The following is a 16,349-nucleotide window of genomic DNA, read 5'->3' as shown; positions in this document are numbered from 1 at the left end:
GGCCACCCGCCTCTCGTCAGCTGTGCCGTCAACCGTGCCGTCGACCGCGCCGTCGCCCCGGTCGAGGTGGCGCCGTGGTCCTGATCTGCAGGATAGGGCGGGCGGCCCGCGCCGTCAGCGCGAGCGGGTGTGACGTCGCCGCTCCGGCCGCGGGGTCACGCGTCCGTCGCGTCGGGCTCGCCGCCAGGGGGGCGCCCGCGCCCCGACAGCAGCGTGTTGACCGGTTGGGTGACGACGTCCACCCGGTCGACCAGGTCCGCGGGCCCGGTGACGACGAGGGCACGGCCCGCCGCCGTGACGTAGACGGCGGTCGTGCGCCGAGCGGTCACGGCCACGCTCTCGGCGTCCGCGCCGTCGACGCCGAACACCCCGGTCACCAGGGGAGCCTCGTCGACCTCCGCGACCAGCGCCCGCATCGCGCTCCGGTAGTCCTGGTAGGCGTCGGCGAAGTCCGCCGCCACGGCCCCGGCGTCGGCGGGGCTCGGGCCCGCGTGCTCAGGACCCGCGTGCTCGGGGCCCGCGTGCTCAGGGTCGGCGCGGTCGGGATCCGCGGGCGCGGGCCGGGTGGGCTCGGGCTCGACGGGCGCGGCGATGTCGGCGTGCAAGGGAGCGGCCAGCGCGCCCGAGCAGGCGGCGCGCACCACGTCCTCGACCTCGTCGTCGGGCACCGCCGTGCGCAGCGTCTCGACCTCGAGCGCCTCGCCGGTGAAGCACCGGTACGCGCGGACGAACCGCTCGCACGTCGGGTCCTGCTCGTCGGCCAGCCCGGTGAGGGCCTCGTCCTCGAGGTCGAGGCCCCACGTCAGCGGGTCGGACACCTCGCCGACGACGCCGGAGAACCGGGCGATGCGGTCGTCCTCGCCGTCCCACGACCCGGGTGTCGCCCCGGGCGGTGATCCCGTCGCGCCCGGCACTGGCCGCGGGCCGGGAACGTGCGGCCGCTCGCCGCGGCCGCCGTCGTCGTGCTCGATGCCGTCCATCTCCTACCCCCCATGTCGGTGCGGCTGCCGGTAGGTCCCTCGGTCCGAGCCTGGTCGCCCGGTGGGCGGGTGGCAACGCGGCGCGCCGTCACGCCCCTGGCGAACATGGGCTTACCGGCGGGTGTCGGCAGGTTGTCAGCGCATAGAGTCGTAGCGGTCAGGCTGTCGCCGTCATCTCCGACGGGGTGCAGGAAACGCCGCTCGTGAGGGAGCAGCACATGTTCGAGAGATTTACGGACCGAGCCCGTCGGGTGGTCGTCCTCGCGCAGGAAGAAGCGAGGATGCTCAACCACAACTACATCGGTACCGAGCACATCCTGCTCGGCCTCATCCACGAGGGTGAGGGCGTGGCGGCCAAGGCGCTGGAGTCGCTGGGCATCTCGCTCGACGGCGTCCGCACGCAGGTCACCGAGATCATCGGCGAGGGCCAGCAGGCCCCCAGCGGGCACATCCCGTTCACGCCGCGCGCCAAGAAGGTGCTGGAGCTGTCGCTGCGCGAGGCGCTGCAGCTCGGGCACAACTACATCGGCACCGAGCACATCCTGCTCGGCCTCATCCGCGAGGGCGAGGGCGTCGCCGCCCAGGTGCTCACCAAGATGGGCGCCGACCTGAACAAGGTGCGCCAGCAGGTCATCCAGCTGCTGAGCGGCTACCAGGGCAAGGAGCCCGTGGCCGCCGGCGGCCCGCAGGAGGGTCAGCCGTCCGGCTCGGCCGTCCTCGACCAGTTCGGCCGCAACCTCACCCAGGCCGCGCGCGAGGGCAAGCTGGACCCGGTCATCGGGCGCACCCAGGAGATCGAGCGGGTCATGCAGGTGCTGTCCCGCCGCACCAAGAACAACCCGGTCCTCATCGGCGAGCCCGGCGTCGGCAAGACGGCCGTCGTCGAGGGGCTCGCGCAGGACATCGTGCGCGGCGACGTGCCCGAGACGCTCAAGGACAAGCAGCTCTACACGCTGGACCTGGGCGCGCTCGTGGCCGGCTCGCGCTACCGCGGCGACTTCGAGGAGCGCCTCAAGAAGGTGCTCAAGGAGATCCGCACCCGCGGCGACATCATCCTGTTCATCGACGAGATCCACACCCTCGTCGGGGCGGGTGCCGCCGAGGGCGCGATCGACGCCGCCAGCATCCTCAAGCCGATGCTGGCCCGCGGCGAGCTGCAGACCATCGGCGCCACCACGCTCGACGAGTACCGCAAGTACGTCGAGAAGGACCCGGCGCTCGAGCGCCGCTTCCAGCCGATCCAGGTCAACGAGCCGTCGCTCGACCACGCGATCGAGATCCTCAAGGGCCTGCGCGACCGGTACGAGGCGCACCACCGCGTGTCCATCACCGACGCGGCGCTCGTCTCGGCGGCCACGCTCGCCGACCGGTACATCAACGACCGGTACCTGCCGGACAAGGCGATCGACCTCATCGACGAGGCGGGCGCGCGCCTGCGCATCCGTCGGATGACGGCCCCGCCCGAGCTCAAGGCCCTGGACGAGGAGATCGCGGAGGCCCGTCGGGACAAGGAGTCGGCGATCGACGAGCAGGACTTCGAGAAGGCCGCCGGGCTGCGGGACCGCGAGAAGCAGCTCACCGCCCGCCGTGCCGACAAGGAGAAGGCTTGGAAGTCGGGCGACCTCGACTCCGTCGCGGAGGTCGACGACGAGCTGATCGCCGAGGTGCTGGCGATGTCCACGGGCATCCCGGTCATCAAGCTCACCGAGGAGGAGTCCAGCCGGCTGCTCCACATGGAGGACGAGATCCACAAGCGGGTCGTCGGCCAGGAGGCCGCGATCAAGGCGCTGTCCCAGGCCATCCGCCGCACGCGGGCCGGCCTCAAGGACCCGAAGCGCCCCGGTGGCTCGTTCATCTTCGCCGGCCCCACGGGCGTCGGGAAGACCGAGCTGGCCAAGGCGCTCGCCGAGTTCCTGTTCGGGGACGAGGACGCGCTCATCCAGCTCGACATGTCCGAGTTCTCGGAGAAGCACACGGTCTCGCGGCTGTTCGGCTCGCCCCCTGGGTACGTCGGCTACGACGAGGGCGGTCAGCTCACGGAGAAGGTGCGGCGCAAGCCGTTCTCGGTCGTCCTGTTCGACGAGGTCGAGAAGGCGCACGCGGACATCTTCAACTCGCTGCTGCAGGTGCTCGAGGACGGTCGCCTGACCGACTCGCAGGGCCGCGTGGTGGACTTCAAGAACACCGTGATCATCATGACCACGAACCTCGGCACGCGGGACATCGCCAAGGGCCTGCAGACCGGCTTCAACGCCGGCGGCGACCTGGTGACGTCGTACGAGCGGATGAAGGCGAAGGTCAACGACGAGCTCAAGCAGCACTTCCGGCCGGAGTTCCTCAACCGCGTCGACGACGTGGTGGTCTTCCCGCAGCTCAGCCAGGACGAGATCATCGAGATCGTCGACCTGGAGATCGCCAAGCTGGACAAGCGTCTGCGCGACAAGGACATGGGCATCGAGCTGACCCCGGTCGCGAAGAACCTGCTGGCGGAGAAGGGCTACGACCCCGTGCTCGGCGCCCGTCCGCTCAAGCGCGCCATCCAGCGGGAGATCGAGGACTCGCTGTCCGAGAAGATCCTGTTCGGCGAGATCAAGCCGGGCGAGATGGTCATCGTCGACGGCGAGGGCGAGGGCATCCTCGGGGAGTTCACCTTCCGCGGGGTGCCGAAGAGCGAGCACGAGCGCGGGCCGGTCTCCGTCGGCGCCGCCGCGGCGCTCGAGGCCCCGACCGGCGTCTCGGTGCGCGACCTGCCCCCGACCGGGCAGCTGCAGGCCGGCGCGGAGTGACGCCCACCGCTGGTTGAGCCTGTCGAGACCCTGGTCTCGACAAGCTCGAGCAGCGGAGCCAGGCCCCGGATCCCCCTCACGGGATCCGGGGCCTTCGTCGTCCCGCGCGCGACTCGTCAGACTCACAGCCGGGTATACCGCCCTGTGGGTCTGGCAGCTCGAGCGGCCGGCGACCTGTCAGAGCCAGGACGGGGTATACCGCCTTGTGGGTCTGACAACTCCCGGGGTCGTCACTTCAGGCGGGCGAGGACGGCGGTGGCGAGGTCGGCGACGTCGTCGACGAGGGCGACGGCCCCCGCGGCCTCGAGCTCCCCGGGCGCGGCGTACCCCCAGGTGACGCCGAGGCAGCCGATGCCGTGCTCGGCGGCACCGTGCACGTCGTGCTCGCGGTCGCCGACCATGATCGCCGGCCCGTCGGCCGCGGCGTCGACGGGCGAGTGGCGGCCCAGCGCGGCGAGGGCCTTGGCGATGACGTCCGCCTTGGTGGACGTGCCCTCGTCGAGCGGGGCGCCGAAGACGCCGTCGACCAGCGCGGTGAGCCTGAACCGGTCGCAGATGGGTCGCGCGTACACCTCGGGCTTGGACGTCGCGACGGCGAGCGTGCAGCCCGCCGCGCGCAGCTCCCGCAGCGCCTCGGGGACGCCGTCGAACACCCGGTTGTCGTACATGCCTCCGGCGGCGAACACCTCGCGGTAAGCGCGCACGGCCTCGGCGACCCGGTCGGCCGGAACGCCGTGCGCGGGGAACGAGTCCGTGATCGGCGGGCCGACGAACGTGCGCAGCGTCGCGTCGTCGGGCACGGGCAGGCCGAGCGCGCCGTAGGCGTGCCGGATGCCCGCGACGATGCCCGGCGCGGAGTCGGTGAGCGTGCCGTCGAGGTCGAGCAGGACGAGGGGAGCGGGGGTGCGGGTCACCCCGGCAGGGTACGGGGCCGGGTCCACGGGCGGTCGACGTAGCACCGGGTGCGGCTTCCGGGCCGGGAAGCAGCACCCGGTGCTACGTCACCGGGGGTGGGACGGTCAGCCCGGTCGGCAGGACGGTCGGCAGCAGCTCCCGCAGGGCCGTGACGCGGGCGGCGCGTGCCGCGCCCGTCATGCGCTCGACGGGCGCGGTGATGCTCACGGCGCCGACGGGGCGGCCGGCGCGCAGGATCGCCACGGCGACGCACGCGATGCCGGGCTCGTTCTCCTCGGTCTCGTCCGCATAGCCCTGGGCCCGCGCGTCCCGGACCGCAGCGCGGAGCCGGCTCGCGGCACCGTCGGCGGCGAGCCGGTCGAGGGTGGCGTCGTCGTCCGGCCCGGCGGCGAGCAGCGCCCGCCCGAGCGCCGTGGTCGCGGCGGGGATCCGGCGCCCGACGGCGGACCAGACGCGCAGCGGCCGCTGCGGCTCCACCTTGTCGAGGTAGACGACCTCGCTCCCGGCGCGCACGCCGAGGTGGACGAGCTCGTCGACCTCGTCGCGGAGCGCCTCGAGGGCGGGGCGCAGCAGGGCGGGGAGGTTGTCCTCGGCGAGGTAGGCGGTGCCGAGGGCGACGGCGGCGGGACCGAGCCGGTAGGTGCCGGCCTCGTCCTGCTCGGCGTACCCCCGGTGCCGCAGTGCCGCGAGGGTGCGGTGCAGGGTCGACTTGTTGGCGCCGACCTCGACCGCGATCGCGGCGAGCGAGACGCCCGACGCGCCGGCCCGGGCGAGCGCGTCGAGGGCGAGCAGCGCCTTGTCGACGCTGCCGAGCGGGCTCGCGGCGTCCGCCGGCCCGGGTGCGGCGTCCGCGGGAGGTTGGGTCATCGGTGGTCCGTCCCCTAGGGTGTTCCGTAGTGAACAACAGGCGTTCACCATAGCGAAACGGAGCCTCGATGTCTTCCCCCGACACCTCCACCCCCACCGCCGGGGACGTCGTCGCCGCGCTCGGCGCCCACCGGCTGGTCCCCGTCGTCGTGGTCGACGGCGCGGAGCAGGGCGCGCGCCTCGCCGACGCGCTCGTCGCCGGCGGCCTGCCCGTCGCCGAGATCACGCTGCGCACCGCGGGCGGCATCGACGCGATCCGCGCGGTCGCGAGCACCCAGCCCGACGTGGTCGTCGGCGCGGGCACCGTGACCACCGTCGCCCAGGTCGACGCCGTCGTCGACGCCGGCGCCCGCTACATCGTGTCGCCCGGGCTGTCCGCGTCCGTCGTCCGCCGGGCGCAGGAACACGGCGTCCCGATCCTGCCGGGCGTCGCGACGCCCAGCGAGATCATGGCCGCACTCGACCTCGGCATCGACGTCGTCAAGCTCTTCCCCGCGTCGGTCGTCGGCGGCCCCGCCGCGATCAAGGCGTTCTCCGCACCGTTCCCCGGCCTGCGCTTCGTGCCCACCGGAGGCGTGAGCGCCGCCAACCTGGGCGACTACCTCGGCCTCGCCCCCGTGCTCGCCGTGGGCGGCTCGTGGATGGTCGAGAAGTCCCTCGTCGCCGCCGGCGACTGGGCCGAGGTCACCCGCCGCACCGCCGAGGCGGTCGCGCTCGCCGCCCCCGCCACGTCGAAGGAGAAGTGACCCGACATGACCAACCCCTCGATCACCACCCGCCCGGCCGCCGAGTGCCGGTACGACGTCGTCGCGCTCGGCGAGGTCATGCTCCGCCTCGACCCGGGGGACCGGCGCGTGCGCACCACCCGCTCGTTCGACGTCTGGGAGGGCGGCGGCGAGTACAACGTGGCCCGCGGCCTGCGCCGCGCGTTCGGCCTGCGCGGCGCGATCGTCACCGCGCTCGCCGACAACGAGGTCGGGCGCCTCGTCGAGGACTTCATGCTCACCGGCGGCCTCGACACCTCCTGGGTGCAGTGGCGCGACTACGACGGCATCGGCCGGTCGGTGCGCAACGGGCTGAACTTCACCGAGCGCGGCTTCGGCGTCCGCGGCGCGGTCGGCGTCAGCGACCGCGGCAACACCGCGGTCTCGCAGATGAAGCCCGAGGACGTCGACTGGGACGCCCTGTTCGGCTCCGGCGTGCGCTGGCTCCACACGGGCGGCATCTTGGCCGCGCTCTCCGAGTCGGCCGCGGACGTCGCGGAGGCCGCGATGTCGGCCGCGCGTCGGCACGGCACGGTCGTGTCGTACGACCTCAACTACCGCCCGTCGCTGTGGAAGGGCATCGGCGGCGTCGAGCGGGCGCGCGAGGTCAACCGCCGCCTCGCGCAGCACGTCGACGTGATGATCGGCAACGAGGAGGACTTCACCGCCTCCCTCGGCTTCGAGGTCGAGGGCGTGGACGAGAACCTCACCGACCTCGACACCGGCGCCTTCCGCGCGATGATCGGCACGGCCGCCGAGGCCTACCCGAACTTCCAGGTCATCGCGACGACGCTGCGCGGTGTGCGCTCGGCGTCCCGCAACGACTGGGGTGCGATCGCCTGGTCGCGCGCCGAGGGCTTCGCGGAGGCCACCCACCGCGCCGACCTGGAGATCTTCGACCGGGTGGGCGGCGGCGACTCGTTCGCCTCCGGCCTTGCCTACGGGCTCATGGAGCTGGGCTCGCTGCAGCAGGCCGTCGAGTACGGCGCCGCGCACGGCGCTCTGGCCATGACCACGCCGGGTGACACGACGACGGCGACCCTCGCCGAGGTCGCCAAGCTCGCCGGCGGGGGCAGCGCCCGCGTCCAGCGCTGACGCGTCGTGGGCGCGAGAACCGCCGCCACCGCCGAGCGGATGGTGGCGTGCCTCGCGCCCACGCGGGGAGCCCGGGTGGGACTTCGCGGCGTGAAGACCCACGTCAGCCGGGCGGTGACCACGCGGGACGCGCGGGACCGGGCGCGGCTCGTCGTCTACGCCCACCAGGCGGGGCTGGTGTCGCCGCCGGTGCGCTGAGCCGGCCCGGGACGGCCTCGCCGTCGTCAGCGGGCGCGACTAGCGTGGAGGACATGACGACCTCCGAGGGTTCGCAGTTCTGGCGGCTGCTGGGCGAGCAGGTGGGCCACGAGCTGGCCGCGCACCAGCAGTACACGGCGATGGCGGTGTGGTTCGACGGCCACGACCTGCCGCAGCTGGCGGCGCACTTCTACCGGCAGGCGCTCGAGGAGCGCAACCACGCGATGATGATCGTGCAGTACCACCTGGACCGGTCGCTGCCCGTGACGATCCCGGGCACGCCGGACGTGCGCAACGACTTCGACGCCGTCGTGGAGCCGTTGCAGCTCGCCCTCGACCAGGAGCAGCAGGTCACGCGCCAGATCGAGGCCATCTTCCGCGCGGCGCGGGAGGAGGGCGACGCGCTGGGCGAGCAGTTCCTGCTGTGGTTCCTCGAGGAGCAGGTCGAGGAGGTCGCGTCCGCGACGACGCTGCTCACGGTCGCCAAGCGCGCTGGCGACAACCTGTTCGACCTGGAGAACTACGTCGCCCGCGAGACGATCGGCGACTCCGGCGAGTCCGCGGACGCGCCCAAGGCCGCGGGCGGCGCGCTGTAGCGGAACGCGTCCCACGCGCCCAGGAGGTACTGGGTGCCGAGCGCGCGGTCGTACAGGCCGTACCCGGGGCGGGGCTTGTTCGTGGTGTTCTCGTCCCACAGGTGACGCCCGTGGTCGGGCCGCACGTACCCGGTGTACCCGGCCTCGGCGTACGCCCGCATGATCCCGGTGGTGTCGACGTCGCCCTCGCACGCGCGGTGCCCGACCTCGGTGAAGTCGCCGTTCTCGAAGTGCTTGATGTTGCGCACGTGGGTGAAGTGGATGCGATCGACGAAGCGGCGCACGGTGCCCGCGGCGAGGGGGGCCTGGGCGGGGTTCGCCGAGAAGCTCCCCAGGCACAGCGTCAGGCCGTGGTACGGGCTCGGGTGCAGGTCGAGCACGCGGGCGAGGTCGTCCGGGGTGGACACGACGCGGGGCCAGCCGAAGACGTCGAACGGCGGGTCGTCGGGGTGCACGCCCAGCCGGATGTCGGCCTCCGCGCAGGCGGGGATCACGGCCTCGAGGAAGTACTTGTAGCTCGCGTACATGTCCTCGTGGGTGACGCCGTCGTACGCGGCGTTCAGCTCGGTGAAGCCCGCGAGGCGCTCCGGTTCCCACCCCGGGAGGGTCAGGCCGTGGGACCCGGCCGCCATGTCGGCGATGAGCCCCTCCGGCGTCATCCGGTCCACCACCGCCTTCTCGAAGTACAGGGCGGTGGAGCCGTCGGGGAGCGGGTGCCACAGGTCGGTGCGGAGCCAGTCGAAGACGGGCATGAAGTTGTAGCAGACGACCTTGACCCCGGCCCGTCCCAGCCGCTTGATCGTGGTGACGTAGTTGTCGATCGCCTCGTCGCGGCCGAGGCCGAGCACGGTGCGGCCCAGCTTGATGGACTCGTGCACGTTGACCGACTCCACGACCTCGGCGTCCAGCGTGCGGGTCACGCCCCGGGCGCGCGCCTCGCGCGAGAGCCCGGTGATCCGCGCGACCTCCGCGTCGATCTCGGCCTGCTCCCACACCTCGCCGGCCTGCTTGTGGTGCAGGCTCCACACCACCGTCTCGACGCCGGGGATCTGCCGGATCTGGTCGAGCGTGACGGTGTCGTTCCCGTCGCCGTACCAGCGGAAGCCCATCTTCACGGTGCGTCTCTCCTCGTGCTCGGTCGTGCGTCGTCGCTGTGAGCATGAAATTGGCCCACGTTCAGCCCCGAGAGTGGGCCGAATTCATGCTCACAGCGGTCAGGGGCGGGGGCGGGCGTAGGCCGTCTGGGGGAGCCGGTAGGCCAGGTCGATCGCCACCTCGACGGCCTCGTCCAGGTCGAGCCGGTGCTCGACGACGAGGCGTGCGAGGTAGCCGGCGTCGACGCGTCGGGCGAGGTCGTGCCGGGCGGGGATCGAGCAGTACGCGCGGGTGTCGTCGACGAAGCCGCTCATGTTGCTGAACCCGGCGGTCTCGGTGGCGCCCTCGCGGAACCGCCGCATGGCGTCGGGGGCGTCGAGGAACCACCACGGCGCGCCCAGGCGCAGGGCCGGGTACACGCCGGCGAGCGGGGCGAGCTCGCGCGAGTAGACGTCCTCGTCGACGGTGAACGCGATCATGCGGAAGCCGGGGTGGTGGCCGAACGCGTCGAGCACCGGCCGCAGGGCGCGCGTGAACTCCGTGACGACGGGGATGTCGTAGCCCCGGTCCGAGCCGAACGCGGCGAGCGGCGCGCTCGCGTGGTCGCGCAGCACCCCGGGGTGCAGCTGCATGACGAGGCCGTCCTCGGCCGACATCGCCGCCATCTGGAACAGCATGTGGCCGCTGAACGCCCGCGCCTCGGCGGCGGTGACCGTGCCCGCGAGGGCCGCGTCGAAGACCCGCCGGGCCTCGGCGTCGGCGAGCGGCGTGGTGTCGGCGTGCAGGTGGCCGTGGTCGGTGGCGCGGGCCCCGGCCGCCACGAACCGGGCGCGCTGGGCGCGCAGCGCGTCGAGGTAGGTCGCGTACGACGCGACCTCGACGCCCGCGGCCGTGCCCAGCCGCGCGACGTCGTCGCGCCACGTCGGCCGGTCGACGTGCAGCAGCGGGTCGGGGCGGAAGGTCGGCAGCACGCGCTCGCCGTAGCCGTCGGCGGCGACCTTGGCGTGCTCCTCGAGGGTGGACCACGCGGGGTCGGTGGTGGCGATGACCTCGATGCCGAACGAGTCCAGCAGGGCGCGGGGGCGGAAGTCGGGCTCGGCGATGCGGGCGGCGACCTGGTCGTAGAGCGCGTCGGCGGTGCCGGCCGACGGGCGCTGCGTGACGCCGAAGATCTCGACGAGCTCGTGCTCCAGCCAGTAGCGGGTGGGCGTGCCGCGGAAGTGCTTCCAGCCGGCGCAGAACCGGCGCCAGATCGCGCGGGGGTCCGTCTCGACGTCCTCGCCGGGCGTCGACCCGATGCCGAGCCGGGGCAGCGTCTCACCCTGGGAGACCAGCATCCGCGTGAGGTAGTGGTCCGGGACCACGAGGAGCTGGGCCGGGTCCCCGAACGACGCGTCGTCGGCGAACCACTCGACCGGCACGTGCCCGTGCATCGAGACCAGCGGGAGGGCGCGCACGGCCGCGTAGATCTCGCGCGCGACCGGGCGGGTGGCCGGGTCGGCGGGCAGGGCCCGGTCGGGGTGCAGGGTCCAGGGCTCGCTCACAAGGGCTCCTCGTCGTCGAAGTATGCGAACGTTTGCATCGTAGCCTGCGACCGTCCGAGCGTTGCAAATCCGGCGACACCGGGCCGAGCCGCCCCCCGCGGGTCGACCGTGTGACAGAATCTGGCAAACGTTCGCCAAGCCTGGCGTCCCGAGGAGAGGAAGGTGGGCCGTGGTCACGGTGCACGACGTCGCCCGCGTCGCCGGGGTGTCGATCTCGACGGTGTCCCGGGCCCTCGCCACCCCGGAGCGGGTGGCGGCCCCGACGCGAGAGCGGGTCACGACCGTGGCCCGGGAGCTGGGTTACCGGCCCAACCGGGCCGCGAGCGTCCTGCGCGCGGGGCGCAGCGGCGCTCTGGGTCTCGTGGTCCCCGACCTCGCCAACCCGTACTTCGCGTCCGTCGCCAAGGGCGCCCAGGCGCGGGCGCGTGAGCACGGGCTCGGGCTCTTCGTCGTCGACACCGACGAGGACGCGGACCTCGAGGTCGACGCCGTCGCCGGTCTCGCGCCGCAGACCGACGGGCTGCTGCTGTGCTCCCCGCGTGCCGTCGACCGGACGGTGGGCGCGCTCGGCGCTCGGCCGGCCGTGCTCGTCAACCAGGAGGCCGACGGCCTGCCGTCGATCGTCGTCGACCACCGCGGCGGCATGCTCGGCGCGCTGGAGCACCTGCGCGCGCTGGGCCACCGGCGGGTCGCGTACGTCGGCGGTCCGGCGTCGTCGTGGTCCGACGCGCGTCGGCGCGCAGCGCTGCACGAGGCCGCCGCGCGCTTCGACGACGTCGAGGTCGTGCCGCTGGGTGCCTACCGTCCCCAGGTCGAGGGCGGCCGCTCGGCCGCCGATCTGGTGTACGCATCCGGAGCGACGGCCGCCGTCACGTTCAACGACCTCGTCGCAGTCGGGCTCGTGGAGCGCCTGGCCGCCCGAGGTCTCGACGTGCCCCGCGACCTGTCGGTGGTCGGGTGCGACGACTCCTACGTCGCCGCGCTCGTCTCACCTCCGCTGACCACCCTGCGCACCGACCTGCGCAACGTCGGTCGCACGGGCGTGGACCGCCTGGTGGCGCTCGTCGGTGCGCGGGGCGACGGCTCCGACGTGCCGCCGCTGGCCGTCGAGCTCGTGGTGCGGGACTCGACCGCGCCCCCGCCCGCCCGGCCGGCTGCCCGGCCGACCGTCTGACCGCCCGCCCGAACCATCGCATCCGACCCCCGGCACCGCCGCCGGACCGACGGAGGACCTGTGAACGACCGCCTGCACCGCTCGACGCTCCCTGCGCACGTCGTGGAGCCCGTGACGCCCGCGCAGGTGGGCGTCGTCCACCTCGGCATCGGCGCGTTCCACCGCGCCCATCAGGCGGTGTTCACCGAGCTCGCCGCGCGCGCGACCGGCGACCTGCGCTGGGGGATCCTCGGCGTGACCCAGCGCTCGGCGTCCGTGCGAGACCAGCTGCGCCCGCAGGGCGGCGTGTACGCGGTGCTCACGACGGGCACCGACGCCACGGCGCTGGACCTGGTCGGCTCCGTGGTCGACGTCGCGTGGCCGGCCGAGGACACGCCGCGCGTGCTCGCTGCGATCGCGGCACCCACCACGCACGTCGTCACGCTCACGGTGACCGAGAAGGGGTACGCGCGCGCCGCGGGCGGCGGGCTCGACGTCGAGAAGGTGTCGTCCGACCTCGCCGCCCTGGCCGCCGAGCATGTGCTTCCTGCTGCCGAACATGTCGTTGCCCGGGATCCCGGGCCGCATTCCCGGACCGACCACATGGTCGGCGGAGAGGACGGGCACGGTCGGGCGGGCGCGAGCGCGATCGGGCTGCTCGTGCGCGGGCTGGCGGCGCGGCACCGCGAAGCCTCGGCCGCGGGGGAGCGACGCCCGCTCACTGTGCTGACGTGCGACAACATGGTGGACAACGGCCGGGTGCTCGAGCGGCTGGTCCGCGAGGCCGTCGACGCCGCGCTCCCGGCCGGCGAGGGGGACGCGCTGCGCGCCTGGCTGGATGCCGACGTCACGTTCCCGAGCTCGATGGTCGACCGCATCGTGCCCGCGACGACGGCGGCCCAGCGCGACGCGGTCGAGCTCGAGCTCGGCGTGCGGGACGAGGGCCTCGTCGTGGGGGAGCCGTTCCGCCAGTGGGTGATCGAGGACCGCTTCGCCGGGCCGCGGCCGCCGTGGGAGGCCGCCGGCGCCACGCTCACGAGCGACGTCGCGCCCTGGGAGCAGGCCAAGCTGCGCATGCTCAACGGCACGCACTCCCTGCTGGCGTACGCCGGCCGGCTGGCGGGGCACGCCACTCTCGCCGACGCCGTCGCCGACCCCGCGCTGCGGGCGCGGGCCGAGGCGTTCATGTTCGACGACGCGCTGCCGACCCTGAGCCCGCCCGACGGCGCAGACCTGCACGCCTACGGCGAGTCGCTGCTGGAGCGGTTCGGCAACCCCGCGACCGGGCACACCACGGTGCAGGTGTCGATGGACGGGACGCAGAAGATTCCCATCCGCTGGGGCGGGGTGGTGGCCGACCGTCTGGCCGCCGGCGAGGTGCCGGCAGGGGCGGCATTCGCCCTGGCGGCCTGGTGCGAGCTCGTCCGCCGCGAGGTCTCCGCCGGGCGCGAGGTCGACGACCCGCGCGCGGCGGAGCTGCGCGCCGCCGTGGCCCGCGCCGTGGAGGGCGCCGGGCGCGGCGACGGCGCGGCCGCGTCCCCGGAAGCCGTGGCGCGAGCCCTCGTCGCGCTGCCCGGCCTGCTGCCCGCCGGCACGGCGTCGGACGCGCGGTTCCTCGACGCCGTCGTGGCGGAGGTGGCGGGGCTCCGGACGCTCGTCCCAGGGCGCTACAGCAGGCGCCGGACCCCCGGCGGGGACACCCGCAGCCAGCGGAACCCGTAGCCGTCGAGCCGCACCTCCGCCTCGCCGTCCGGCCCGGGGTCGCAGTCCTCCCGGTCGAGCAGGTCGACCCACCGCGTGCCGGGGGCCGGCATGTGCAGCTGCAGGCGCACGACGACGGGGTCCGCCGACAGGTTGTGGACGGTGACCATCGACGCGTCCTGCCAGGTGGAGCGCAGTGCGAGCACGGCGTCGTGCGGCTGGTCGAGGATCTCGACCGAGCCCCACCCGAGCTCGGGGCACTCGCGGTAGCGGTGCGCGAGCAGGCGCACGAACGACAGGAGCGAGTCCGGGTCGCGACGCTGGTCGGCGACGTTGACGTGCTCGGGCGCGTAGCCGTCGGTCGGCACCGGACCGGCGAGCCGGCGCGCGGGCGCGCGCGAGAAGCCGCCGTTCGGCGCGGGAGTCCACTGCATGGGGGTGCGCACCGCGAGCCGTCCGGGCGCGGCCAGGTTCTCGCCCATGCCGATCTCCTCGCCGTAGTACAGCACCGGCGTCCCGGGCAGCGAGAAGAGCAGGGAGTACACCATCCGCACGCGGCGGGGGTCGCCGTCGAGCATGGGCGGCAGGCGGCGCCGCAGGCCGCGTCCGTAGAGCTGCATCGACTCGTCGGGGCCGAACGCAGCGAAGACCTCCTGACGCTCGTCCTCGGTGAGCTTGTCGAGCGTCAGCTCGTCGTGGTTGCGCACGAACGTGGCCCACTGCGCGTCGTGCGGGATGGGCGGACGCGAGCCCAGCGCGCCGGCGAGGGGTCGCGCGTCGGACCGCGCCAGCGACAGGTACATGGCCTGCATGGCGTTGAAGTCGAACTGGACCGTGAGCTGGTCCACCTCCGTGCCGCCGTCGCCGCCGTCGGTGGGGTGCTCGTTGCCGAAGTATCGGGCCTGGTCGAGGTACGGCAGGTTCACCTCGCCCAGGAGGATCGCGTCCCCGGCGCGTCGTCCGATGAAGGCGCGCAGGGTCCGCAGGAAGTCGTGCGGCTCGTCGATCGTGTCGCCGGGCGCGGACGCCACGTCCGACAGTGCGAACGGCACGGCGTCGACACGGAAGCCCGAGATGCCGAGCTCGAGCCAGAAGCCGACGGTCTTCGCGATCTCGTCGCGCACGGCCGGGTTGGCGGTGTTGAGGTCCGGCTGGTGGTGGTAGAAGCGGTGCCTGTACCACTCGCCGGTCTTGTCCTCCAGGGTCCAGATGCCCTCCTCCTGGTCGGGGAAGACGACCTGGTCCTGGGTGGGGGGCGGCTCGTCGGGACGCCAGACGTAGTAGTCGCGGTACGGGGAGTCCTTGGACCGGCGCGCCGACCGGAACCACGGGTGCCGGTCCGAGGTGTGGTTGACGACCAGGTCCACGACGACCCGGATACCGCGGTCGCGGGCGGTGCGCACCAGCTCGACGACGTCACCGAGGTCGCCCAGCCGCGGGTCGACGCCCAGGAAGTCGGTGACGTCGTAGCCGTCGTCGAGGTCGGCGGTCGGGTAGAAGGGCATGAGCCACAGGCACGTGACGCCGAGGTCGGCCAGGTGGTCGATCCGCTGCACGAGGCCGGGGATGTCGCCCACGCCGTCGTCGTCCCAGTCCAGGTACGTCTCGACGTCGAGGCAGTAGACGACGGCGTCCTTCCACCAGAGGTCGCCGGTGTCGCGGATGTTCATGCCGTCACCTCCCGCAGCCGGGGGAGCAGCGCGGTGCCCGCCACGTCGAGGAACGCGTCCTGCTCCTTGCCGACGTGGTGGAGGTAGACCTCGTCGAAACCGCAGGCGACGAGCTCGCCCAGCCGATCGGCGAGCCGTCCGGCGTCGTGCTCGACGACGACCGCGGCCCGCACCTGCTCCGGCCGCACGAGGTCGCCCACGGCGTCGTACTGCTCGGGCGTCTCGAGGTGCCAGCTCACGCTGGGCGGCAGCAGGTTGGACCGCCACTGGTCGTGCGCGACGGCGAACGCGGCGGCGTCGTCCTCGCCCCAGGCGAGGTGCACCTGCAGGGCGAGCGGTCCGCGGCCGTCGGCGTCGCGGTACGCGCCGACGACGCGCCGCAGCGCCTCGGTCGGCTGGTTGACGGTGACGAGGCCGTCCGCCCAGTCGGCGTGCCGTGCGGCGGTGGCCGGCGTGACGGCGGCGCCGACGAGCCGCGGCGGGTCCTCGGGCAGCGACCAGACGCGGGCCCGGTCGACCGTGACGCGGCCGCGATGGGTGACCTCCTCGCCCGCGAGCAGGGCGCGCAGCACGTCGACGCACTCACGCAGGCGCGCGTCGCGCTCGGCCTTCACCGGCCACGGCTCGCCCGTCACGTGCTCGTTCATCGCCTCGCCCGAGCCGAGGGCCGCCCAGAAGCGGCCGGGAAACATCGCGGCGAGCGTCGCGACCGCCTGGGCCATGACCACCGGGTGATAGCGCTGCCCCGGCGCGGTGACGACGCCGAACGGCAGGCTCGTGGCGGTGAGCGCCGCGCCGAGCCACGACCACGCGAAGCCGGACTCGCCCTGGCGGGTGCTCCACGGCGTGAGGTGGTCGGAGCACATCGCGGCGTCGAAGCCGACGTCCTGCGCCCGGCGTGCGACGTCGAGCAGCGGCCCGGGCGCGACCTGCTCGTGCGAGGCATGGAGACCGACGGTGACCATGCCGGTCAGTCAACCGTCCC

13 protein-coding genes are annotated in these 16,349 nt (G+C 73.7%); 6 read left to right on the top strand and 7 right to left on the bottom strand.

Annotated elements, in window-relative coordinates; all coding sequences use genetic code 11:
• Positions 1 to 155: 155 nt before the first annotated feature.
• Complete coding sequence (locus ABD254_RS06040; RefSeq protein ID WP_344246609.1) at positions 156 to 980, bottom strand: hypothetical protein; 825 nt, start codon at positions 978 to 980, stop codon at positions 156 to 158.
• A 218-nt stretch (positions 981 to 1,198) separates the two neighbouring features.
• Between ABD254_RS06040 and ABD254_RS06035 the strand changes: the two genes are divergently transcribed.
• The gene (locus tag ABD254_RS06035) at positions 1,199 to 3,766 is read left to right on the top strand and encodes an ATP-dependent Clp protease ATP-binding subunit (RefSeq protein WP_344246607.1); all 2,568 of its coding nucleotides are present in this window, start codon (positions 1,199 to 1,201) and stop codon (positions 3,764 to 3,766) included.
• A gap of 230 nt (positions 3,767 to 3,996) precedes the next feature.
• Here ABD254_RS06035 and ABD254_RS06030 read toward each other — a convergent pair whose 3' ends face one another.
• Complete coding sequence (locus tag ABD254_RS06030; protein ID WP_344246605.1) at positions 3,997 to 4,680, bottom strand: HAD hydrolase-like protein; 684 nt, start codon at positions 4,678 to 4,680, stop codon at positions 3,997 to 3,999.
• An 82-nt stretch (positions 4,681 to 4,762) separates the two neighbouring features.
• The gene (locus tag ABD254_RS06025; protein ID WP_344246604.1) at positions 4,763 to 5,548 is read right to left on the bottom strand and encodes an IclR family transcriptional regulator; all 786 of its coding nucleotides are present in this window, start codon (positions 5,546 to 5,548) and stop codon (positions 4,763 to 4,765) included.
• Between the two features lie 68 nt (positions 5,549 to 5,616).
• Here ABD254_RS06025 and eda point away from each other — a divergent pair, with 68 nt between their 5' ends.
• The 3 genes from eda (at position 5,617) to ABD254_RS06010 (ending at position 8,201) form a co-directional block, all read left to right on the top strand.
• On the top strand, positions 5,617 to 6,294 hold the full coding sequence (gene eda / locus ABD254_RS06020) for a bifunctional 4-hydroxy-2-oxoglutarate aldolase/2-dehydro-3-deoxy-phosphogluconate aldolase (protein WP_344246602.1): 678 nt from the start codon (positions 5,617 to 5,619) through the stop codon (positions 6,292 to 6,294).
• Between the two features lie 6 nt (positions 6,295 to 6,300).
• Positions 6,301 to 7,407, top strand: coding sequence for a sugar kinase (locus ABD254_RS06015; protein WP_344246600.1), 1,107 nt, complete (start codon positions 6,301 to 6,303; stop codon positions 7,405 to 7,407).
• A gap of 251 nt (positions 7,408 to 7,658) precedes the next feature.
• On the top strand, positions 7,659 to 8,201 hold the full coding sequence (locus tag ABD254_RS06010; protein WP_344246598.1) for a ferritin: 543 nt from the start codon (positions 7,659 to 7,661) through the stop codon (positions 8,199 to 8,201).
• On the opposite strand, the gene uxuA is transcribed toward ABD254_RS06010, so the two are convergent.
• Both uxuA and uxaC read right to left on the bottom strand, forming a co-directional pair.
• Complete coding sequence (uxuA, locus tag ABD254_RS06005; RefSeq protein WP_344248509.1) at positions 8,126 to 9,310, bottom strand: mannonate dehydratase; 1,185 nt, start codon at positions 9,308 to 9,310, stop codon at positions 8,126 to 8,128. The genes ABD254_RS06010 and uxuA overlap by 76 nt on opposite strands.
• Before the next feature lie 105 nt (positions 9,311 to 9,415).
• Positions 9,416 to 10,840 carry a glucuronate isomerase gene (gene uxaC / locus ABD254_RS06000; protein ID WP_344246596.1) on the bottom strand — a complete coding sequence of 475 codons (1,425 nt, stop codon included), beginning with the start codon at positions 10,838 to 10,840 and terminating at the stop codon, positions 9,416 to 9,418.
• Between the two features lie 169 nt (positions 10,841 to 11,009).
• On the opposite strand from uxaC, the gene ABD254_RS05995 reads away from it, so the two are divergent.
• A complete protein-coding gene (locus ABD254_RS05995; RefSeq protein ID WP_344246594.1) occupies positions 11,010 to 12,014 on the top strand; it encodes a LacI family DNA-binding transcriptional regulator in 1,005 nt (334 codons plus the stop codon).
• Positions 12,015 to 12,074: 60 nt separating this feature from the next.
• Entirely contained in the window at positions 12,075 to 13,715 is a 1,641-nt protein-coding gene (locus tag ABD254_RS05990; RefSeq protein ID WP_344246592.1) for a mannitol dehydrogenase family protein, read from the top strand.
• Here the strand turns inward: ABD254_RS05990 and ABD254_RS05985 are convergent.
• Together ABD254_RS05985 and ABD254_RS05980 are read right to left on the bottom strand one after the other, a co-directional pair.
• Positions 13,661 to 15,364, bottom strand: coding sequence for an alpha-amylase family protein (locus ABD254_RS05985; RefSeq protein ID WP_344246590.1), 1,704 nt, complete (start codon positions 15,362 to 15,364; stop codon positions 13,661 to 13,663). The two genes, ABD254_RS05990 and ABD254_RS05985, sit on opposite strands and share 55 nt — an antisense overlap.
• Positions 15,361 to 16,329, bottom strand: a complete 969-nt coding sequence (locus ABD254_RS05980; RefSeq protein ID WP_344246588.1) for a TIGR03885 family FMN-dependent LLM class oxidoreductase — start codon at positions 16,327 to 16,329, stop codon at positions 15,361 to 15,363. The genes ABD254_RS05985 and ABD254_RS05980 overlap by 4 nt, the downstream gene beginning before the upstream one ends.
• Between the last annotated feature and the right edge of the window lie 20 nt (positions 16,330 to 16,349).

The sequence above is a fragment of the Isoptericola hypogeus genome (genome assembly GCF_039531145.1).
In the GTDB taxonomy this organism is placed as follows: domain Bacteria; phylum Actinomycetota; class Actinomycetes; order Actinomycetales; family Cellulomonadaceae; genus Isoptericola; species Isoptericola hypogeus.
The sequence above is the reverse complement of the archived record's forward strand: the minus strand, read 5'-3'. Positions and strand labels throughout refer to the sequence as shown.